This is a genomic window from Salipiger sp. ABN3_019 (assembly GCF_056158605.1).
This window is the reverse complement of the sequence record NZ_JBSWTP010000009.1, coordinates 2,317,300-2,338,474: the sequence shown is the minus strand read 5'-3', so window position 1 is coordinate 2,338,474 and position 21,175 is coordinate 2,317,300. Positions and strand designations below refer to the sequence as shown.

The 21,175-nt window shown below is 65.9% G+C and carries 19 protein-coding genes; 8 read left to right on the top strand and 11 right to left on the bottom strand.

Translation table 11 applies throughout. The features are described from left to right. The first annotated feature begins 7 nt into the window (after positions 1-7). Both ACXAD2_RS19525 and ACXAD2_RS19520 read left to right on the top strand, forming a co-directional pair. On the top strand, positions 8-1,342 hold the full coding sequence (locus ACXAD2_RS19525; RefSeq protein ID WP_066100488.1) for a sigma-54-dependent transcriptional regulator: 1,335 nt from the start codon (positions 8-10) through the stop codon (positions 1,340-1,342). A 225-nt stretch (positions 1,343-1,567) separates the two neighbouring features. Then, positions 1,568-3,424 carry a putative bifunctional diguanylate cyclase/phosphodiesterase gene (locus ACXAD2_RS19520; protein ID WP_475173345.1) on the top strand — a complete coding sequence of 619 codons (1,857 nt, stop codon included), beginning with the start codon at positions 1,568-1,570 and terminating at the stop codon, positions 3,422-3,424. Between the two features lie 19 nt (positions 3,425-3,443). On the opposite strand, the gene ACXAD2_RS19515 is transcribed toward ACXAD2_RS19520, so the two are convergent. Next, a complete protein-coding gene (locus ACXAD2_RS19515; RefSeq protein ID WP_164181579.1) occupies positions 3,444-3,776 on the bottom strand; it encodes a DnaJ family domain-containing protein in 333 nt (110 codons plus the stop codon). Positions 3,777-3,848: 72 nt separating this feature from the next. Then, complete coding sequence (gene mnmA, locus ACXAD2_RS19510; protein WP_475173342.1) at positions 3,849-4,991, bottom strand: tRNA 2-thiouridine(34) synthase MnmA; 1,143 nt, start codon at positions 4,989-4,991, stop codon at positions 3,849-3,851. A gap of 259 nt (positions 4,992-5,250) precedes the next feature. Between mnmA and sciP the strand changes: the two genes are divergently transcribed. The 5 genes from sciP to ACXAD2_RS19485 all read left to right on the top strand — a co-directional run bounded on the left by sciP (position 5,251) and on the right by ACXAD2_RS19485 (position 11,267). After that, positions 5,251-5,526 carry a CtrA inhibitor SciP gene (sciP, locus tag ACXAD2_RS19505; RefSeq protein WP_066100477.1) on the top strand — a complete coding sequence of 92 codons (276 nt, stop codon included), beginning with the start codon at positions 5,251-5,253 and terminating at the stop codon, positions 5,524-5,526. Between the two features lie 223 nt (positions 5,527-5,749). Continuing rightward, positions 5,750-6,457 carry a response regulator transcription factor CtrA gene (gene ctrA, locus ACXAD2_RS19500; RefSeq protein WP_475173337.1) on the top strand — a complete coding sequence of 236 codons (708 nt, stop codon included), beginning with the start codon at positions 5,750-5,752 and terminating at the stop codon, positions 6,455-6,457. A gap of 63 nt (positions 6,458-6,520) precedes the next feature. Beyond that, positions 6,521-8,806, top strand: a complete 2,286-nt coding sequence (ligA, locus tag ACXAD2_RS19495; protein ID WP_475173335.1) for an NAD-dependent DNA ligase LigA — start codon at positions 6,521-6,523, stop codon at positions 8,804-8,806. Between the two features lie 22 nt (positions 8,807-8,828). Further along, complete coding sequence (gene recG, locus ACXAD2_RS19490; protein ID WP_475173333.1) at positions 8,829-10,919, top strand: ATP-dependent DNA helicase RecG; 2,091 nt, start codon at positions 8,829-8,831, stop codon at positions 10,917-10,919. Positions 10,920-11,126: 207 nt separating this feature from the next. After that, entirely contained in the window at positions 11,127-11,267 is a 141-nt protein-coding gene (locus ACXAD2_RS19485; protein ID WP_157373905.1) for a hypothetical protein, read from the top strand. Positions 11,268-11,503: 236 nt separating this feature from the next. Here the strand turns inward: ACXAD2_RS19485 and ACXAD2_RS19480 are convergent, their stop codons facing one another. Next, positions 11,504-11,968: an iron-sulfur cluster assembly scaffold protein gene (locus tag ACXAD2_RS19480; protein WP_475173328.1), complete on the bottom strand. Its 465-nt coding sequence runs from the start codon at positions 11,966-11,968 to the stop codon at positions 11,504-11,506. Between the two features lie 69 nt (positions 11,969-12,037). Between ACXAD2_RS19480 and hisI the strand changes: the two genes are divergently transcribed. Beyond that, on the top strand, positions 12,038-12,403 hold the full coding sequence (hisI, locus tag ACXAD2_RS19475; protein WP_475173325.1) for a phosphoribosyl-AMP cyclohydrolase: 366 nt from the start codon (positions 12,038-12,040) through the stop codon (positions 12,401-12,403). Positions 12,404-12,589: 186 nt separating this feature from the next. Here hisI and gluQRS read toward each other — a convergent pair whose 3' ends face one another. The 8 genes from gluQRS to soxB all read right to left on the bottom strand — a co-directional run bounded on the left by gluQRS (position 12,590) and on the right by soxB (position 21,125). After that, on the bottom strand, positions 12,590-13,465 hold the full coding sequence (gene gluQRS, locus ACXAD2_RS19470; protein ID WP_475173320.1) for a tRNA glutamyl-Q(34) synthetase GluQRS: 876 nt from the start codon (positions 13,463-13,465) through the stop codon (positions 12,590-12,592). A 1-nt stretch (position 13,466) separates the two neighbouring features. Then, positions 13,467-13,688 (bottom strand): hypothetical protein, encoded by a 222-nt coding sequence (locus tag ACXAD2_RS19465; RefSeq protein ID WP_066100458.1) that lies wholly within the window; start codon positions 13,686-13,688, stop codon positions 13,467-13,469. Beyond that, entirely contained in the window at positions 13,685-15,037 is a 1,353-nt protein-coding gene (gene trmFO, locus ACXAD2_RS19460) for a methylenetetrahydrofolate--tRNA-(uracil(54)-C(5))-methyltransferase (FADH(2)-oxidizing) TrmFO (RefSeq protein WP_066100456.1), read from the bottom strand. The genes ACXAD2_RS19465 and trmFO overlap by 4 nt, the downstream gene beginning before the upstream one ends. A gap of 73 nt (positions 15,038-15,110) precedes the next feature. Further along, entirely contained in the window at positions 15,111-16,325 is a 1,215-nt protein-coding gene (hemA, locus tag ACXAD2_RS19455) for a 5-aminolevulinate synthase (RefSeq protein WP_475173311.1), read from the bottom strand. Between the two features lie 2 nt (positions 16,326-16,327). Then, entirely contained in the window at positions 16,328-16,759 is a 432-nt protein-coding gene (locus tag ACXAD2_RS19450) for a DUF302 domain-containing protein (protein WP_475173304.1), read from the bottom strand. A 172-nt stretch (positions 16,760-16,931) separates the two neighbouring features. Then, positions 16,932-18,155: a c-type cytochrome gene (locus tag ACXAD2_RS19445; RefSeq protein WP_475173298.1), complete on the bottom strand. Its 1,224-nt coding sequence runs from the start codon at positions 18,153-18,155 to the stop codon at positions 16,932-16,934. Continuing rightward, entirely contained in the window at positions 18,139-19,395 is a 1,257-nt protein-coding gene (gene soxC, locus ACXAD2_RS19440; protein ID WP_475173295.1) for a sulfite dehydrogenase, read from the bottom strand. The genes ACXAD2_RS19445 and soxC overlap by 17 nt, the downstream gene beginning before the upstream one ends. 32 nt (positions 19,396-19,427) lie before the next feature. Beyond that, on the bottom strand, positions 19,428-21,125 hold the full coding sequence (gene soxB, locus ACXAD2_RS19435; protein ID WP_475173291.1) for a thiosulfohydrolase SoxB: 1,698 nt from the start codon (positions 21,123-21,125) through the stop codon (positions 19,428-19,430). Positions 21,126-21,175: the final 50 nt, after the last annotated feature.

Sequence of the window (21,175 nt, the reverse complement as noted above, 5' to 3'; positions counted from 1 at the left end):
AGACCGAATGACCAAAGCCATGAAGATCGCCATCGTCGACGATGAAAAGGACATGCGCCAGTCGATCAGCCAATGGCTGGCCCTGTCGGGCTATGACACCGAGACCTATTCCAGCGCCGAAGAGGCGCTCGGCGCGGTCGGTGCCGATTATCCGGGGATCGTGATCTCTGACATTCGCATGCCGGGCATGGATGGCATCCAGCTGCTGCGCAAGCTCATGGGCAATGACAGCGCGCTGCCTGTCATCATGATCACCGGCCACGGCGACGTGCCAATGGCGGTCGAGGCGATGCGCATCGGGGCCTATGACTTCCTCGAAAAGCCCTTCAACCCCGATCGCATGTCGGAACTGGCGAAAAAGGCCACCAACGCCCGCCGCCTGACGCTCGACAACCGGGTGCTGCGGCGCGAGCTGTCGGACGGCGGCCAGCTGATGAGCAAGCTCATCGGCCAAAGCCCCGCCATGGAGCGGCTGCGCGAGGACGTGCTCGATCTGGGGCAGGCCGACGGTCATGTGCTGATCGACGGCGAGACCGGCACCGGCAAGACGCTGATCGCCCACGCGCTGCACGCGGTGGGGTCGCGCGCGGGCAAGAAGTTCGTGCTGATCTCCTGCGCGGCGATGGATGAGGATGCGCTGATGCGCCGCCTCTTCGGCCCGATGCAGCCCGAGGACACCCGCCTGCCAGCGATCGAGGAAGCGCGCGGCGGCACGCTGGTGCTGGAAGACATCGAAAGCCTGTCGGACGCCTCGCAGGCGCGGCTGCTGTCGGTGATCAACGATCAGGGCACCCCGCCCGAGACCCGCATCGTCGCGATCTGCAACCTGCAGGACGAAGGCCGCACCTGCGAGACCGCGCTGCGCCCCGATCTTTACTACCGCCTTGCGGCGCTGAAGATCACCGTGCCGCCGCTGCGCCAGCGCGGCGAGGACATCCTGACGCTGTTCACCCGCTTCTCCGAGCAGTTCTCGGATGAATATGGCTGCGACGCGCCGCAGGTCTCGGCACAAGAGGCGGCGCAGCTTTTGCAGGCGCCGTGGCCGGGCAACGTGCGCCAGCTGATCAACCTCGCAGAGCGCGCGGTACTGCAATCGCGCCGCGGCACGGGCACCATCGCCTCGTTGCTGATGAACGATCACGAGGACATGCAGCCGGTGATGACCACCGAGGGCAAGCCGTTGAAAGAATACGTCGAAGCCTTCGAGCGCATGCTGATCGACAACACCATGCGCCGCCACAAGGGCTCGATCTCTTCGGTGATGGACGAGCTGTGCCTGCCGCGCCGCACGCTGAACGAGAAGATGGCCAAATACGGCCTGCAGCGCTCGGATTACCTCTGAGCAGGGTCTTTGAGCGGGGCATTGATCAAGGTGAGGCCGCAGCCCTTGGTGTGCGGCTTGACGCTTCGATAGGGTGCCCCTGTTAACGGCTTATTAAGCTTTTCGCTAAAACCTAAAGAAACCTCCCGGTCAGTCCGGGAGGTTTTTCTGCATTCAGCGGCCTCTGCGCTGCCTGTGTGATCCCATTTGGTTAACAAGTTTTGAACAAGCAGGAGGGGAGCGGATATGAACACTCTGCCGGATATGGCGCTTGGCGCCGAGGCCGGGCTTCCGGCGTCGGAACTGGACGCGGTGCTTGATCGGCTCGGCGCGGCGGCGCTGCCGCTCACCGGGGCCGTGGCCTGTCGTATCGACCTGCCTGCGGAAATCGTCGGCCCGCGCGCCGTATGTCTGGCCGCGCCGCTGAGCGGGCCATTGGCCGATCATATGCAGCATATGGCACAGGCTCGGGTGCAGCCGCTTGGCAGCGCCGCGACACTGGCGCGTTCGGCACCTGCGCTGGGAACTGCGCGGGACACGGCGAACACCACGCTGCAGGAGGTCGAGGGGACCCGCTATCGCTTCGTGCAGCGCAGCTTCACCGGCCCCTGCGGGCTTGTGCTGGGGGACATCCTGCTGGGCTTTGACGCCGCGCGCACCGGCGCGGATGAGGCTGAACAGGCGGCGCTTCATTTCACCGCGCTGCTGGCGTCGCTGCTGGCCGAGCGCCGCGGCAAGCTGGCCATGGCGCGCGACTTGGCGGCGCTGGGGCGTCATGCGGCGCATCTGCAGCGGCGTCTGCGCAAGGACCCTCTCACCGGGCTGGAAAATGCCACCTCCTTCGAGGCGGGGGTGCGGGATGACCTTGACGCCGGGCGTGGCGCGCAGGCGCTGGTGCTGTTCGACGTGGATCACTTCAAGGACATCAACGATCTGCATGGCCACCAGTTCGGCGACATCTACCTGCGGGCCATTGCCGGCGCGCTGAGCAGCAGCCTGCCCGCAGACGCGCGGATCGGGCGCATCGGCGGCGATGAGTTTGCCGCGCTGTTGCGGCTGCCGAGCGACCCCGAGCCCGCTCTGGCGAGCGCATTGCGCCGCTGTCAGGCCGCGCTTCAAGGGCTTGGCGAGAGTTTGGGAAAGCCCGAGATCGGCGGCGTCAGCATCGGCGCGGCGCTGTTTCCAAGGCAGGCGGAAACCTATGACACGCTGTTCGAACTGGCCGATACGGCGCTCTATGCGGCGAAACGGGCCGGGCGCGGCGCCGAGATGTTGTTCGATCCGCGACGGCACCTGCGGTTCAGCCTGCGCGAACTGATGCGCAATTTCTCGGGCGCTCTGGCCGCGGGTGAGGTGCGCCCGGTGTTTCACCCTGTGGTCGATCTCGCCACCGGGGTCTGCACCGGCTACGAGGTGCTGGCCCGTTGGCAGGCGCCCGGCGGCGACATGGTGGGGCCCGAACTTTTCTCGCCGATCTTCGAAAGCCCGGTGCTGGCCGAGCAGTTGACGCGCAGCATGATCGGGCAGGCCACCGAATGGCTGAGCCGCCTGCCGCAGCGCTGCCGCGCCGAAGGCCAGCCGCTGCGCATCGGGATCAATGTCACCCGCTTTGATCTGTGCAACCGCAGTTTTGCCGACGATCTCGCGCGGCTGCTGGCGGATTTCGGTCTGAGCTGGGAGGCGCTGGTGATCGAGGTGCCCGAGACGGTGATGCTGGGCGAGACCGGCGGCAATGTGTTCGAGGCGCTCCGTGATCTTCGGGCGCGCGGAGCCAAGATCGCCCTCGACGATTTCGGCACCGGCTATGGCAGCCTGCGCCACTTGGGCACATGGCCGATCGACATGCTGAAAATCGACTGTCAGTTCGTGCAAGGTCTGAGCGCGCGCCCGCGCGACCGCGCCGTGGTCGAGGCGATCCTGAGTATGGCGCGCCGCTTTGGCTTTCGCGTGGTGGCGGAGGGGATCGAGACGCCGGGACAGCTCAGCTACCTACGCGCCATGGGCTGCGATGCGGGGCAGGGTCATCTGATTTCCGCGCCGCTGAGCATAGAGGACCTCGCCTCTGCACCGGCGGTCTATCCGCTGAGCGGCGTCGAAGCCTAGCCCCGGCCAGTCACACCTGTCAGTCGCGCAAGAAGCGGCGCCGGGCCTCTTCGGCCATTGCCTGCTTCATCTCAAGCTCTGCCAGTCGCGCCATGGCGGCCCGGCGCTCCTCGGGCCCGGTGAGCGCGGCGAGCGCCTGACGCTGCAGGGCGACCTGCTTTTTCAGGGTGATCTCCTCGGGCAGCGCACCGGCCTCGGCCATGATGCGAAAGCCCATGGCTTCGCCGGGATCGAGATGCGCCTCGCCGCTGCGGTCGGGCAGCGGACGGCCCTCACCTTCGAGGCCCTGCAGCTTGCCCTCGGCAAGGGATTTCAGAATCCGGCGTTCGGTCAGACGGCTCAGCCAAGACATGCAAAGGCCCACCCTTTCGCGTGAAAGAATGGGCCTTCATTGCATAAGGCGCAAGCGCTCAGCTGCGGGGGATCAGTACCCGCGCCAGATCCAGCCGCCGCCAAAGATGCGGCTGCTCTCGGGGGCGTAGAAAACGCAGGCCTGACCGGGGCTCACGCCTTCCTCGGGGGTCAGCAGTTCGACCTCGGCCTCGGTGTCCGAGATGGGACGGATGATCGCATCCCGCGGCGGGCGGGTGGAGCGGACCTTCACCTTCAGGTGCCACTCGTCGCGGCTGGTGAAGGGCTCGTCGCCAAGCCAGTTGATCTCGCGCACCGGCACCTTGCGGGTCGCCAGCATCTCTTTCGGGCCCACGATGACCTGCTGTTTGTCCACGTCGAGCTTGACCACATAGAGCGGCTCTTCGAGCCCACCGATGCCAAGCCCGCGGCGCTGGCCGATGGTGTAGTGGATCACACCCTTGTGGCTGCCCAGCTTGCGCCCGTCCGCATGGACGATCTCGCCCGGCTCGGCGGCACCGGGGCGCAGCTTCTCGATCACCGAGGCATAATTGCCGTCGGGCACAAAGCAGATGTCCTGACTGTCGGGCTTGTCGGCCACCGACAGACCGTATTTGGCCGCCAGCTCGCGGGTCTCGGCCTTGCTCTTCAGGTGGCCCAGCGGGAAGCGCAGATACGACAGCTGCTCGGGCGTGGTGGAGAAGAGGAAGTAGCTCTGATCGCGGTTGGCATCTGCCGCCGAATGCAGTTCCGGCCCTTCGCCGCCGATCATCCGCTGGATGTAGTGGCCCGTGGCCATGCAATCGGCGTCGAGGTCTTTCGCGGTCTCCAGCAGGTCCTTGAACTTCACCCGCTCGTTGCAGCGGATGCAGGGCACGGGCGTGGCGCCGCCAAGATAGCTTTCGGCGAACTCGTCGATCACCGCATCTTTGAAGATGTTCTCATAGTCCAGAACGTAATGCGGAAAGCCCATCTGCTCGGCGACACGGCGGGCATCATGGATGTCGATGCCGGCGCAGCAGGCGCCCTTCTTGGCCAGTGCCGCGCCGTGATCGTAAAGCTGCAGCGTCACGCCAACCACGTCATAGCCTTCTTCGGCCAGCATGGCGGCGACGACAGAGCTGTCCACGCCGCCGGACATAGCAACGACCACCCGCGTTTCGGCGGGCGGTTTCGCGAATCCAAGCGAGTTCAGGGTCTGGGTATCGAGGGCCATCACAAATCTCCGGGAGTCCGGGGGAATATAGGAAAATGCGTCATACTAACAAGGGCGCGTTTTAGACAGCGTTAAATCACGCAAGCCCAATATGCGTCACCCCCATAGCTCGGGCGGGCGCATCGACGGCGGCAGAAGGCTCAGAGCTGAAGGGAGAAAGCCGGAAGGGGAGCCGAAGGGGGGAGGCTGAAACGGGGAAGCAGACCGGGGAAGCAGGGAAGGCACGAGGGCGGAACGTGGAAGAGCAGGGACGACGCAGATGTACCTCAAGAAGATCGACGGCCCCCGCGCGGTGACCTTGCCGGACGGCTCGATCATGACCCGTGCGGACCTTCCACCGCAGGAAACGCGGCGCTGGGTCGCCTCACGCAAGGCTGCAGTGGTGCGTGCCGTGCGTCATGGTCTGCTCACCCAGGCGCAAGCGATGGAATACTACGCGCTCAGCAGCGAGGAACTGGAGGAATGGCTGAGGGCCGTGTCCTCCCACGGGGAAGAGGCGCTCAAGGCAACGCTCATTCAGCGGTTCCGGGAGTAGTGGCTTTGCGTCGTCCACGCGAGACACGGGGAAGAAGAGCCGCGCAGCTTGAAGCTGAGTGGCACGTTCGGTTAGGAGAGCTATCCATTTGGGTTTCGTTCCTAAGTTGAATTGACCCCGTGCTTCCCTAGACTGCGGACCAACACACGGGGTCGCAGTAAAGAACCGTTAACTAATTTGGGACAGGCTCGGTCCCAGGGGTAAAAGAGAAGCGGAGACAGCCATGCAAATCCTTCTGGTTGAAGACGATCCAACCACATCGAAAAGCATCGAGCTGATGCTGAACCATGCCAATCTGAACGTCTATGCCACCGATCTCGGGGAAGAGGGGATCGATCTGGCAAAGCTTTATGACTACGATCTGATCCTGCTCGATCTGAACCTGCCCGACATTCACGGGCATGAGGTTCTGCGGCAGTTGCGCCTCGCGCGGATCAATACGCCGATCCTGATCCTCTCGGGGGCCGATGACACCGAGAATAAGATCAAAGGGTTTGGCTTTGGCGCTGACGACTATCTGACCAAGCCTTTCCACCGCGACGAATTGGTGGCGCGAATCCACGCGATCATCCGCCGCTCGAAGGGGCATTCGCAGTCGATCATCCGCACTGGCAAAGTGTCGGTGAACCTGGATGCCAAGACGGTGACCGTGGCCGAACGCCCGGTGCATCTGACCGGCAAGGAATACCAGATGCTCGAACTGCTCTCGCTGCGCAAAGGCACCACGCTCACCAAAGAGATGTTCCTCAACCATCTCTATGGCGGCATGGACGAACCCGAGCTCAAGATCATCGACGTGTTCATCTGCAAGCTGCGCAAGAAACTCTCCGAAGCGACGGGGGATGAGAACTATATCGAGACGGTCTGGGGCCGGGGCTACGTGCTGCGTGATCCCGAGCCGCCGCTTGGGGCCATGGCGGTCAACGGCTGACTGGACGCGCCTCGCCCCGCGCCCTATCACGTCCTTCGAACGGCGTGATCAAGGGATACGGCAATGGCCCAGAAAGTGGCGTACAAACCGGTTGGCGATCTGACGGAAGCGGAGGCGCGTGACGAACTGGCGCGGCTCGCCGAAAGCCTGTCGCAGGCGAATGTCGCCTATCACACCGAGGACGCGCCCGATATCTCGGACGCCGAATATGACGCGCTGAAACAGCGCAACATCGCCATCGAAGACCGCTTCCCCGCGCTCAAGCGCGAGGACAGCCCCACCGAGCAGGTCGGCGCGCCGCTGGCCGAAGGCTTCTCGAAGGTGCGCCACGCGGTGCGCATGATGTCGCTGGGCAATGCCTTTGAGGCGGAAGAGGTCAAGGATTTCGACGGGCGCATCCGGCGCTATCTCGGCATGTCGCAATTTGCCGAGCTGACCTACACCGCCGAGCCTAAGATCGACGGGCTCTCGCTCTCGCTGCGCTACGAGAATGGCACTCTGGTGCAGGCCGCCACGCGCGGCGATGGCACCGAAGGCGAGAATGTCACCGCCAACGCCCGCACCATCGACGACATCCCGCAGCAGCTCGACGGTGCCGCCGGGGATCTGCCCGAGGTGCTCGAAGTGCGCGGCGAGGTCTATATGAGCCACGCTGATTTCGCCGCCCTCAACGAGCGGCAAGCGGCGCGCGGCGGCAAATCCTTCGCCAACCCGCGCAACGCTGCAGCGGGCTCGCTGCGCCAGCTTGATGCCGAGATCACCCGCGCGCGCCCGCTGAAATTCTTCGCCTACGCTTGGGGCGAGCTGTCGGCGCCGCTGGCCGAGACGCAGATGGGCGCCATCGAACGACTGCAGGCGCTGGGCTTTCAGACCAACCCGCTGACGCAGCTGTGCGACGGGCCGGACGAGATGATCGCCCATTACCGCCAGATCGAGGAGCAGCGCGCCACGCTCGGCTATGACATCGATGGCGTGGTCTACAAGGTCAACGACCTTGCCCTGCAGGGGCGGCTGGGCTTCCGGTCCACCACGCCGCGCTGGGCGATCGCGCATAAATTCCCGGCTGAACTGGCGTGGACCCGGCTTGAGGGGATCGACATTCAGGTGGGCCGCACCGGCGCGCTCAGCCCGGTCGCGCGGCTGACGCCGGTGACGGTGGGCGGCGTTGTCGTGTCCAACGCGACGCTGCACAATGAGGATTACATCGCCGGGCGCGACGCCAAGGGTGAGGTGATCCGCCCCGACGCCGACGGCAACGCCAAGGACATTCGGGTCGGCGACTGGGTGCAGGTTTATCGCGCGGGCGACGTGATCCCCAAGGTGGCCGATGTCGATCTGAGCAAGCGCCCCGAGGATGCGCAGCCCTATGCCTTCCCGCATATCTGCCCCGAATGCGGCTCCGAGGCGATCCGCGAGGAGGGCGACGCCGTGCGCCGCTGCACCGGCGGTCTGATCTGCCCGGCGCAGGCGGTGGAGAAGCTCAAGCATTTCGTCTCGCGCGCCGCCTTCGACATCGACGGGCTGGGCGCCAAGCAGGTCGAGCAGTTCTACCGCGACGGCTGGGTCAAGGAACCGGCGGATATTTTCGAGCTGAAGGCGCGCTATGGCGCGGGCATGCAGCAGCTGAAGAACCGCGAGGGCTGGGGCGACAAGAGCGCCAGCAACCTTTTCGATGCCATCGACGAGCGCCGCAAGATCGAGCTGAAACGCGTGCTCTTCGCGCTCGGCATGCGCCACGTGGGCGAGGTGGTCGCGGGTGATCTGGCCAAGCACTACCTCAGCTGGTCCGCGATGATTGAGGCGGTGGATGCCGCGCTGCCCGCCGCCGAGCGTTATCGCAAGGCCGAGGCCGCTGTCGAAGACGAGCGCAAGGCCGCCGCCGCCGAGGGCCGCCGCGCGCGGATCAAGGAAACGCAGGACGCGGTCTGGGCCGAAGAGCCGACAGTGCCCGCCGAGGCGAAATCCGCGTGGAATGATCTCGTGGGCATCGACGGCATCGGCGCCACGGTGGCGGTCTCGCTGGTGACGTCGATGAACCAGGAGGCCGAGCGCGCCTCGATCGACCGGCTGGTGGCGCATCTCGACATTCAGGACGCCGAGCGTCCGGCGACCGAAGGCAGCCCCGTCGCGGGCAAAACCGTGGTGTTCACCGGCACGCTGGAAAAGATGACCCGCGCCGAGGCCAAGGCCCGCGCCGAGGCGCTCGGGGCCAAGGTCTCGGGCTCGGTGTCGAAAAAGACCGACATTCTCGTTGCGGGTCCCGGCGCTGGCAGCAAGGAGACCAAGGCCCGCGAGCTTGGCATCGAGATCATGGATGAGGATGCATGGCTGGCGCTGATCGGGGGGTGAGAGTGCAGATGAGGAGCGCCGCATGAGCCAGCGCCCGGAACCGCTCTGGCCGCTGTTTGCCGAGCTCAAGACGTTGGACGGCGTCGGCCCGAAGACCGCGCAGGCCTTCGAGGGGCTCGACGTGCACGCCCCGCGCGACCTGCTGCTGACCCTGCCGCATGCGGTGATCGATCGGCGTCCGCGCGGCTCGGTGCAGGAGGCGGTGCTGCCCGGCACGGTGACGGTCGAGGTGCAGGTGCTGCGCCACATGGCCCCTGCGGTGAAGGGGCGGCCCTATCGCATTCAGGTCGAGGATGGCGAGGGGCCGTTCCAGCTGGTGTTCTTCCATGGCCGGGCCGATTACCTCACCCGCGTGCTGCCCGAAGGCTCGCGTCGGCTGGTCTCGGGCAAGGTCGAGCTCTTCGACGGCATGGCGCAGATGGTCCACCCCGACCACATCCTGCCGCTCGACGAGGCGCATACGCTGCCCGATTTCGAGCCGGTCTACCCGCTGACCTCCGGGGTCACGCAAAAGCTCATGGCTCGCGCCATCCGCGATGCCATGACACGCGCGCCGCAGATGCCCGAATGGATCGATGGCCCGCTGAAGGACCGCGAGGGCTGGCCCGACTGGCACGACGCGCTCGAGGCCGCCCATGCGCCCGACGGGATGGATGCGCTCAGCCCCTCGGCTCCGGCGCGCGCGCGCCTCGCCTATGACGAGCTTTTGGCGCATCAGCTGACGCTGGCGCTGGCGCGGATCAACCGCCGCCGCGGCAAGGGGCATCCCACCATGGGCGATGGCCATCTGCGCCGCCGCGTGCTTGCCGCGCTGCCCTATCGGCCCACCGGCGCGCAGCTGCGCGCGATGGATGAGATCGCCACCGACATGGCCGATGAGACCCGGATGAACCGCCTGCTGCAGGGCGATGTGGGCGCGGGCAAGACGCTGGTGGCCTTCATGGCGCTGCTGATCGCGGTGGAAAGCGGCGCGCAGGGGGTGATGATGGCGCCGACGGAAATCCTCGCCCGCCAGCACCTCGAAGGCCTGCAGCCGCTGGCCGAAAGCGCGGGCGTGGTGGTGGAAATCCTCACCGGCCGCGACAAGGGCGCCGAGCGCAAGGCCAAGCTCGCCGCGCTGGCCGAGGGCAATATCCACATCCTCGTCGGCACCCATGCGGTGTTTCAGGAGGACGTGGTGTTCCGCGACCTGCGGCTTGCCATCGTCGACGAGCAGCACCGCTTCGGCGTGCGCCAGCGGCTGGAACTGGGCCGCAAGGGGCAGGGCGCCGACGTGCTGGTGATGACCGCCACGCCGATCCCGCGCAGCCTCGCGCTGGCGCAATATGGCGACATGGATGTCTCGGTGCTCGACGAGAAACCGCCGGGGCGCAAACCGGTGCAGACCGCGCTGGTCTCCACCGAGCGCATCGGCGAAGTGGTCGAACATCTGCGCAAGGCGGTCTGTGAGGGGCGGCAGGCCTATTGGGTCTGCCCGCTGGTCGAGGAGAGCGAGGTCTCGGACCTGACCGCCGCCGAAGAGCGTTTCAAGCGCCTGCGTGCGCAACTGGGCGAGGGCGTGGTGGGGCTGGTGCACGGCCAGATGCCGCCCGCCGAGAAAGACGCCGCCATGGCGCGCTTCGTCGCCGGAGAGACCAAGGTGCTGGTCGCCACCACGGTGATCGAGGTCGGGGTGAACGTGCCCAATGCCTCGATCATGGTGATCGAACGCGCCGAGATTTTCGGGCTGGCGCAGCTGCACCAGCTGCGCGGCCGGGTCGGGCGCGGCGAGGCGGCCTCGACCTGCCTGCTCATGTACCAGCCGCCGCTGGGCGAGAGCGGCTCGAAACGGCTCACCACCCTGCGTGAGACCGAGGATGGCTTCCGCATCTCCGAGGTCGATCTGCAGATGCGCGGCGCCGGCGATCTCATCGGCACCGCGCAATCGGGCCTGCCGCGCTTCAAGGTCGCCGACCTCGAGGCGCAGTCGGGGCTGATGGCGATGGCGCAGAGCGACGCGCGCAAGCTGCTGGCCGAGGATCCGGGGCTCACCTCCGAACGCGGGCGCGCCGCACGGCTGCTGCTCTGGCTGATGCGGCAGGATGAGGCGATCGGGCTGATCTCGGTCGGCTGAGCGCTTCTCTATCTTCTAAGTTGCTGTTTATGAATGAGTATTCAGCCCGTGCGTAGGCAATCTGCGCACGGGCGGCGGCGCTGTTCCGGCGTCGCGTTCCGCAGTGTTCGCAAATGTTCTCAAAAAGTTCTTTACACGACTCGGGCGTTATGAGAACAAAAGAGCAACAGAGAACATGATGAGAACACGCTCACAGGGAGAGCCGAGATGATTGCCATGATCCGCACCACAGTGACCCGCGCCCAGTTCAAATCCCAGATGTCCAGCCCCTCGCTGGTGGGGGACATGATCGGCGCGCTGTCGCTCGTCGTCATCCTCGTGGGCGCGCTGCATCTGCCGCTGCTCTGACGTTTTAGATTTCTGCCTGCGGTCTTGTATCCGGCAGCCGGCGCATCCCTGTCCCTCGATGCGCGCGCCTGTTTCCCCCTCCGGGTCGCCTGATCCCCGGACGCGCTGCCACGGTCTGTTCCGGATCCACCAAGACACGCCACTGCCGCCGCCTTCCACCCAGGGAGAGCGGCGGTTTTTTTATCTGGATCGGGGAAAGGAAGGCGCGGGAAAGGGAAGGTCTCAGCGCGCGACGATCACGCGCGCTGCTTCGCCGCCACCTCATTGGCGGCCTCGGTCGCGGCGTCGAGCGCCAGCATGATCGAGGCATGGCGGTTCTTGTAGGCGCTGGCCGGGCGCAGCACCTCCAGCCCATCAAAGGGCGCGGGCGGGGTGGGGCCGTCTTCCTTGAGCATGGCGCGCAGCGCGTCGCGCGCCGTGGCCAGAGCATCCGGCGTGCAGCCGATGATCGCCTCGCCCACCACCGAGGCCGCCGCCTGACCCAAGGCGCAGGCCTTCACGTCCTGCCCGTAGTCGCTGACCTTGCCGTCCTGCAGCGAAAGATCCACCGTCACCGTCGAGCCGCAGAGCGGCGAGCGCTTCTTCACCGTGGCGTCGGGATGCGGCAGCCGCTCGGTCCGCGGGATATCCGCCGCCAGCGCAAGGATACGCGTGGAGTATAGCTTGATCAGGTCGGTTTCTGCGGAAGTGTCTGCGGACATGGGTTTCCCTTTCGGCTCGCCCCCCATAGATAGGGTGCGCGCCCGGCGGCTGCAAAAAGGAATTTCACCATGAGCTTCGATCCTGCGACTTTGGTCTATGACGCAAACGGTCTGATCCCCTGCATCGCGCAGCAAGAGGGCACCGGCGAGGTGCTGATGATGGCTTGGATGAACGCCGACGCGGTGGCGCGCACGCTGGAGACCGGCCGCGTCACCTACTGGTCGCGCTCGCGGCAGAGCTTCTGGGTGAAGGGCGAAAGCTCGGGCCACGTTCAACAGCTGGTCGAACTGCGCGTGGATTGCGACCGCGACTGCCTGCTCGCCGTGGTCGATCAGACCGGCCCCGCCTGCCACACCAACCGCCGCAGCTGCTTTTACACCGCGCTGCGCGGCGGCGAGGAAGTAGAAATCATGACCCCGGTGAGCGAGGGCTGAGACGCGCCGCCTTGAGTATTTGTGGAAAGATGAAAGACCCGGGTCCTTCTTCTCTTTCCAAATACGCCGGGGTGAGGCGCGCAGCGCCGAGGGGCGGAGCCCCTGAAACGCCAATGCTGCGGAGGCCCTGAAAGCCCAGAGCTGCGGAGCCCCTGAAAGCCCCGTGATGCTCGCCAGCGGAGCCGCTCAGCGTTCCAGCCCCACCATCCGCCTGATCTCCTCGGGCGTTGCGCCGCTGTCGCGGTAGGTGGCGATGGCGCGCGCGTCATCGCGCTTCGCCAGCCGTTTGCCCTGCGCGTCGCGGATCAGATCGTGGTGGTGGTAGACCGGTGTCACCAGCCCGAGCAGGTGCTGCAGCACCACGTGGATCGCGGTTGCCTCGAAGAGATCGCGCCCGCGCACCACATGGGTGATGCCCTGCGCCGCGTCGTCCAGCACCACCGACAGATGGTAGGACCCGGGAAAGTCGCGGCGGGACAGAACCACATCGCCGATGCCGTGGATCAGCGCCTCGGGCGCAACGACGATAGGGCCGGTCTCTCCGGCGGGACCGGCGCCGGTTTCCTCGAACTCAAGCGGCGCGTCGATCTGCGCCAGCGCCTTGCGCATGTTCAGCCGCAGCGCTTCGCCGTGGGGGCGGGGCGTGGCGCCGTAGCCGGGCGCGAGCAGATCGCGGCAGGTGCCGGGATAGACGAGGCCGTCGGGGCCATAGGCGGGCTCCGCGCCCTCCTGCGGCGCCGAGGCGGCGGCCTGAATGTCGCGCCGGCTGCAATGGCAGGGGTAGATCAGCTCGCGCGACCAGAGATCATCGAGCGCCGCCTCATAGGCCGGCAGCCGGTCCGACTGGCGCATTGGCGGTTCGTCCCATGTCAGGCCGAGCCACTGCAAGTCCTCAAGGATTTGCGCCTCCCAATGGGGGCGCGAGCGGGTGCTGTCGATGTCTTCGATGCGCAACAGAAACGCGCCATCCGCCGCCCGCGCCATGCCCGCCGCCAGCAGCGCCGAATAGGCGTGGCCGAGATGCAGCGGGCCGGTGGGCGAGGGGGCAAAGCGCGTGCGCACATCAATCCTCGCGGCGATAGGCCTTTTCGATGCGGCGGGTGCGGCGTTCCTCGCCGGACTGATAGATCAGCACCCATGCCAGCAGGATGAACATCGGATGCGTCAACCCGCCCGAGAAGATGATCGCCGGCACCCAGACCAGAAAGACCACGATCGACAGGATCGGACGCCCGGTCAGCAGGATCGACAGCGGCGGCAGCAGCAGGGCGAGCACATAGTTCATGCGGGCACCTCCTGCGCGGCGAGCCAGTCCTGCCAGACGCCCTTGGCGCGGTCGGTATAGGCCTTGTAGCGGTCCTTGCGGCCACGGCGACCGCCGCGCAGCCCTTCGAGCGGGCGGAACAGGCCGAAGTTCACGTTCATCGGCTGGAAGGTCTTGGCCTCGGCGCCGCCGGTGATGTGGTGGATCAGCGCGCCATGGGCGCTGTCCTGCGGCACATCGGCGACCGGCTGGCCGAGGATCTCGGCGGCGGCCATGCGGCCCGCGACGAGCCCCATCGAGGCGCTTTCCACATAGCCTTCGACGCCGGTGATCTGCCCGGCGAAACGCAGGTTCGGACGGCTCTTGAAGCGCATCTGCGCGTCGAGCAGCGTCGGCGAGTTGAGGAAGGTGTTGCGGTGGATGCCCCCAAGACGCGCGAAGCTGGCGTTCTGCAGCCCCGGAATGCGGCGGAACACCTCGGTCTGCGCGCCGTATTTCATCTTCGTCTGGAAGCCGACGATGTTGTAGAGCGTGCCAAGCGCATTGTCGCGGCGCAGCTGCACCACGGCGTAGGCTTTTTCCTCGGGATTATGGGGATTGGTCAGGCCGACCGGCTTCATCGGCCCGTGGCGCAGCGTCTCGCGCCCGCGCTCGGCCATGACCTCGATCGGCAGGCAGCCGTCGAAGTAGCCGGCGGTCTCGCCCTCGTGGAACTCTGTCTTTTCGGCGGCCAGCAGCGCGTCGATGAAGCCCTCATACTGCTCCTTGGTCATCGGGCAGTTGATATAGGCCTTTTGCTCTTCTTCGGTCTCGCCCTTGTCGTAGCGGCTCTGCAGCCACGCCGTGTCCATGTCGATCGTGTCGAAATAGACGATGGGGGCGATGGCGTCGAAGAAGGCCAGCGCCTCGCTGCCGGTCTCGGCCTGCAGCGCCTTGCCGAGCGCGCCAGAGGTCAGCGGGCCGGTGGCAAAGATCCAATGGCCGTCATCGGGCAGTTCGGTGATCTCTTCGTCGCTGACCGAGACGTTGGGCAGGGCGCGCAGCTTTGCGGTCACCGTCTCGGAGAACGGGTCGCGGTCCACCGCCAGCGCGCCGCCAGCAGGCAGCCGATGCTCATCGGCGCTTTGCATGATCAGCGAGCCCGCCTGCCGCATCTCCCAATGCAGAAGGCCGACGGCGTTCTGCTCGTCGTCATCCGAGCGGAAGGAGTTGGAACAGACCATCTCGGCCAGATTGCCGGTGCGATGGGCGAAGGTTTCCACCTTCGGCCGCATCTCGTGAATGACCACGTCGACACCCAGCCGCGCCGCCTGCCAGGCGGCCTCGGACCCGGCCATGCCGCCGCCCACGATATGAAGAGTTTTGCTCATGCGGGGCAGATAGGCGATCCGCGCCCCCGTGTTAAGGGGGCGCGGGACGCCGGAGTGCGAAAATCGCGCCGATCTATTGCGCCGCCATGGGCCGGCGGGCCAGCTGGCATTCGGTCCAGAGCGCCTCCAGCGCCTCGGTGAGATGGGCGATCTGCGCCGCGTCATGCACCGGCGAGGGGGTGATGCGCAGCCGCTCGGTGCCGCGCGGCACGGTGGGATAGTTGATCGGCTGGATGTAGATGCCATGCTCCTGCAGCAGCCGGTCCGAGATGTAGCGGCATTTCTGCGGGCAGCCGACCATCACCGGGATGATGTGGCTGGGGTTCTGCAGATGCGGAATGCCGATCCGGTCAAGCGCGGCGCGAACCTGCGCCACGGCGGCGCGCTGCGCCTTGCGCTCGGCGGTCGAGGTCTTGAGATGCGCCACGGCGGCGCGGGCGCCTGTGGCCACGGCGGGCGGCAGCGCGGTGGTGAAGATGAACCCCGAGGCAAAGCTGCGGATGAAATCGCAGGTGGCGGCGGAGGCGGCGATATAGCCGCCCATCACGCCATAGGCCTTGCCGAGCGTGCCCTGGATCACGTCGATGCGGTCCATCAGCCCCTCGCGCTCGGCCACGCCGCCGCCGCGCGGACCATAAAGGCCGACCGCATGCACCTCGTCGAGATAGGTCATCGCGTTGTAGCGCTCGGCAAGGTCGCAGATCGCGGCGATAGGGGCGATGTCGCCATCCATGGAATAGACGCTCTCGAAGGCGATCAGCTTGGGCTGCTCGAGGGGCAGCGCGGCGAGGTGGCGCTCGAGGTCTTCAAGGTCATTGTGCTTCCAGATGATCCGCTGCGCCTTGGAGTGGCGGATGCCTTCGATCATCGAGGCGTGGTTGAGCGCATCCGACAGGATCACCAGCCCCGGAATGCGCGCCCCCAGCGTTCCCAGCGCGGCCCAGTTCGACACATAGCCCGAGGTGAAGAGCAGCGCCGCGTCCTTGCCGTGCAGATCGGCGAGCTCCGCCTCGAGCAGCACATGCTCATGCGTGGTGCCCGAGATATTGCGGGTGCCGCCAGCACCGGCGCCTGAGGCGTCGAGCGCGCCATGCATCGCTGCCAGAACCTTTGGGTGCTGGCCCATGCCAAGATAATCGTTCGAGCACCAGACCGTGACCTCGCGCCCTTCGCCGTGGTGAGTGGCGGCGGGGAAATCGCCGCGGTGACGTTCCAGCTCGGCGAAATGGCGGTAGTTGCCATCTTCCTTGAGCCGGGTGAGCTCTTCGCGGAACAGGGCCTCATACATGATCAGAACTCCGTGGCGGTCGTGGCGATGCGTTCGAGCAGCTCGTTGACCGGGGACATGCTGTCAGCCTCGTAGCTGCGGTAGCCGATGGTGGTGACGCCCTCACGCGCGGCGGCGTAGATCGAGTAGGGGCAGAAGGCGATATTGGCCGGGTCCGCCTCCATCACCTCGCGCGAGGTGGTTGCGGAACAAAACAGGTACACGTCGGCGCCGTCGAAGAGTTGGACGTCAGAACCGACGTCCTCGGCGGTGCGGGCCAGCATCTCGCCCACATGGCTGACGTGATCGACCACCAGCCCCTCGCCGATGATGGCGTTCTCGAGCGCGAAGGTGGCGTCCTCGAAGCTGCCGTCGAACTCATGGGTGACGATCTGCTGCGCCAGCGCGGGCAAGGGCAGGGCGCTCGCCGCAAGTATGGCCAGAGTTTTCAGCATGGTTTCCTCCCTTGGTTTGCCCCGCTGCCTTGCTCGGCTCCTCCCGGCGGAATGGGGGCTGCTCCAGCTTACCATGTCTTGCGCTTGGGCGATCACCTTGGCCGCAGGAGCATGGAAGAGGGGTATGGAAGCCGGGAAAACCGGCCCACGCCATGCGCGGGCCGATCATGGATCACTGACTGAAGGTCGACAGATAGGCGATGACCGCGTCGATCTCTTCTTGCTTGCGCAACCCGGCGAAGGACATCTTGGTGCCTTTCATCGCGTCGCGCGGCTTGGTGAGAAACTCGGTCAGGCGATCATGGGTCCATGTGTCGCCCGCCTCATGCGCCGCATCGAAGGTCTTCGAATAGCGGAAGTCCTCGATATGGCCGACGGTGGCACCAATGACGCCGTTCAGCACCGGGCCGGACTTGTTCTTGGCGTCCTCTCCGACCGCGTGACAGGCTTGGCACTTGCGGAAGACCTTCTCTCCCGCAGCGACAAGCTTTGGATCGGGGCTGGCTGCGGCAGGCGCGGGCTCGGCGGCGGGGCGCTCTGGCTCGGCGGCGGTCTCCGCGGCGGCCATCTGGACCTCTTCGGCGGCTTCCTCCTTTGGGGCGTTCCCGGTGGCTGACGCCTCTTCATCCGCGCCCTTATCGGGGGTCACGTCGAGCACCGTGGCCTGCATGGTGATTTCGACGCTCTCCTTGCAGTCCGACATGCAAGGCTCGGTCCGCCACTGCGGGTATTCCGTCTCGGCACGGTCGTCGATGATGAAGCCGTCCGTATTGGGCAGCACCACCTCCGAGAAGTTCTCATTCGAGAGCACGAAGTCATCTTCGACGAGGTAGTTCGAATAGAGGATGTAGGCGGTGATCGCATAGACCTCATCAGGGGCCAGCGACTGCGCGTTGCCGAAGGGCATGGAGCGGTGCACATAGTCCCAGACGGTCGACAGATAGGGCCAGTAGCTGCCCACGGTCTTCACCGGGTCCTTGTTGGCGAGTGTGTCCTCGCCGCCCGCCAGCTTGGGCCAGTTGCCCGAGCCTTCGGCAAACTCACCGTGGCAGGAGGCGCAATTTTCGGAGAACAGCATCTCGCCATCCTCGACCGAGCCGCTGCCGGGCGGCAGGCCGGCGCCATCGGGCGAGACGTCGAGGTTCCATGCGGCAACTTCCTCGGGCAGCGCCGGGCGCCCGATGCCGAGCTTGGCCTCCTTGGGGGCCTCATCCGCATGGGCGGCGGCGACCAGCGTGCCCGAAGGCGCGGGCTCGGGTGCCTTGGCCAGCGGAATGGTGTGGCGCGGGCTTTCGGGCATGTCGGCCACGAAACGGTCGGCCATGTTGATCGCAAAGGTCAGGGTGACCGCGATCCCGCCAAAAACGCTGCCGTAAAGCTTAAGAGACTTCGACATTCTCGGCCTCCCCCGTGGGCTTCACCCACCAAGTCTGAATGCAATTGTTGTGGTAGACGGAGTTCTCGCCCCGGACGTCGCGCAGCTGCGTCTTGGTGGGCTGCACATAGCCCGTCTCATCCATCGCGCGGGATTGCAGGAACATCTCCTCGCCGCTCCACTCGGTGTCGAGGTAGAAGCGGGTGAGCGCCTTGTTCTCCCCCTCGCGGGCGAGGCGGGCGGTCTGCCAGGTCTTGCCGCCGTCGGTGGAGACGTCGACGCGGGTGATCTTGCCGTGACCGGACCATGCAAGGCCGGTGATCACCAAGGGGCCATGACCGTGCTTGATCGGCGCCTGCGGGCTGGGCGAGGTGATGACCGATTTCGCGTCCATCACCCATGTCCATTTGCGCGAGGTGCCATCGGCCAGCGTGTCGGTGTACTTCGAGGTCTCCTCGCGGCTTTCCACGGGACCGTCCATCACCTCGATGCGGCGCAGCCATTTCACCCACATGTTGCCTTCCCAGCCGGGCACCACAAGGCGCACCGGATAGCCATGCTCCTTGCGCAGCGCCTCGCCATTGGCCTTGAAGGCGACCAGCACGTCATCCAGCGCCTTCTCCATCGGGATCGAGCGGCCGTTGGAGGAGGCATCGGCGCCCTCGACATAGACCCATTTGTCCGTCGTGGCGGGAAGTCCGGCTTCTTGCAGCAGGGTGCGCAGCGGCACGCCGGTGTATTCCATGTTGTGGATCATGCCATGGGTGAATTGCGCGCCATTAAGCTGCGCGCCCGCCCATTCCATGCCGGTGTTCGCGGCGCATTCGCAGAAATACACGTGGTTCTCGCGCGGGAAGCGTTCCAGATCCTCATAGGTGAACACCAGCGGCTGATCGACCAGACCGTTGATCATCAGCCGGTAATCTTCCTTGCGCAGTTCGATCGCGCCGGAGTGGTGACGCTCGAAGGCGCAGCCCTGCGGAGTGATCGTGCCATCGAGCGCGTGGATCGGCGTGAAGTTGATCGAGCTGATCGGATCGGCGGTCAGCCATGGCACGTTGCGGCGCACCACGTCTTCCTCGAACCGGATCGGCATGCCGTAGGGCGTGGCATCAACGCCATCGCCGAAGCCTTGCGCCCAGGGTTGCACCTCTGTGATCAGCGGGTCGGGGCCATCCGCGGCGCGGGCGGCGCCTGCGGTGACCGCCACGGTGGCGGCCCCCTGCAGGAAGGCGCGGCGCGAGGCTTTGGGTTCGCTCATTCTCTCCTCCTTGAAGTCTTTTGCACCGGCCATCAGGCACCCACCACGTCGACGGAGGTGTTCTCGTCGAGCGTGACGCGCCCGAGGCTGCGGATATGGCTTTCCACCACGTCCCAGATCGGCGGGCCCTCGGTGCCTTCGTTGACGCTGGCCCAGCCCGCGACGACGTAGGATTTCGCCGGGTCGATCGCCTCGCCGGTCTTCAGCAGCGTCATCTCCGAGACCCGCTCGCCGACCGGGGCCGTGACGTCGATGCGATAGCCAAGCCCGCCGACGCGAACCATGTCGCCGCCTTGCTGGTAATAGGGATCGGGGTTGAAGATGTTGTCGGCCACGTCTTCGAGGATGACCTTGAGAAACGCGCCGGTCATCTCCGAGCGGTAGGCCTCGGGGTAGGTCATCGAGGTGACGTTCCAGATGTCTTCGCGGGTGATCGGATCGCCCGCCACCAGCGACGGCCCCCAGCGCACGCCGGGCGACATGGCGATCTGCGCGTCGCGCTGGGCGAGCAGCGCGTCGCAGATCAGATCGTCCCATGTGCCGTTGAAATTGCCGCGGCGGTAGAGCGTGGTGTCGGTGTGGCCGATCACCTCCGAGAGCTTGTCGGCATAGGGCGCGCGCTGGGCGTCGATCAGCGCGGTCATCTCGGGGTCGGGAGCGATCACATCCGAGAAGATCGGGATCAGCTTGTGACGGAATCCCATCATCCGCCCATCGCGCACATCCAGATCGACGCGGGAGACGAATTTGCCGTTGGAGCCCGAGGCGATGATGATGGTCTCGCCCACCAGCACCGGTTCGGGCAGCGCGTCATGGGTATGGCCCGACAGCAGCACGTCGATGCCGGTGACTTTCTCGGCCATCTTCTTGTCGACGTCGAACCCATTGTGGCTCAGCACCACCACCAGTTCGGCGCCGTCTGCGCGCACCTCGTCGACCATCTCCTGCATGCGCTCATCACGGATGCCAAAGGAATACTCGGGGAACATCCACGAGGGGTTGGCGATCGGCATATAGGGGAAGGCCTGACCGATGACCGCGATCTTCACGCCGCCGCGCTCGAAGAACTTATAGGGCTGGAACAGCTCCGCCGGTTCGTCCCACTCGGCGTCAAAGATATTCTGGCCAAGCGCGGCGAAGGGCAGCCCTTCGACGATCTCGCGCACCCGCTCCGAGCCGAGCGTGAACTCCCAGTGGAAGGTCATCGCGTCGGGCTTGAGCAGGTTCATCACGTTGACGCAGTCCTGCCCGGCGGTCTGATAGCAGGTGTAGCTGCCGTGCCATGTGTCGCCGCCATCCAGCAGCAGCGCATCGGGGCGTTCCGAGCGGATCTGCTTCACTACGGTGGCGACCCGGTCCATGCCGCCGACGCGGCCATAGGCCTTGGCCAGCGCGGAGAAATCACCCGAGGAGAGGGCGTAATGCGATGGCGAGCCATCCGCGATCCCGTACATCTTGCGGAAGTCGGCGCCGGTGAGATGGGGCACCTCGCCGCGGTTCGGGCCGACGCCGATATTCACCGACGGCTCGCGGAAGTAGATCGGCTTCAGCTGGGCGTGGATGTCGGTGATATGGATCAGCGAGACATTCCCGAAGGCGGGCATGGCCAGAAGATCGTCCTGCGTCAGCTGCTGCTGCGCGGCGAGCCGGGCCCAGTTGCCAAAGCCGGAGCCCCCATAGGCCGCCGCCGCAGCCATGGAGACCTGAAGGAAGTCGCGTCTGGAGATCATCGGGCTTTCCTCTTACGCATTCGAATGCGTGAATTTGTTAGAAGCGAGAA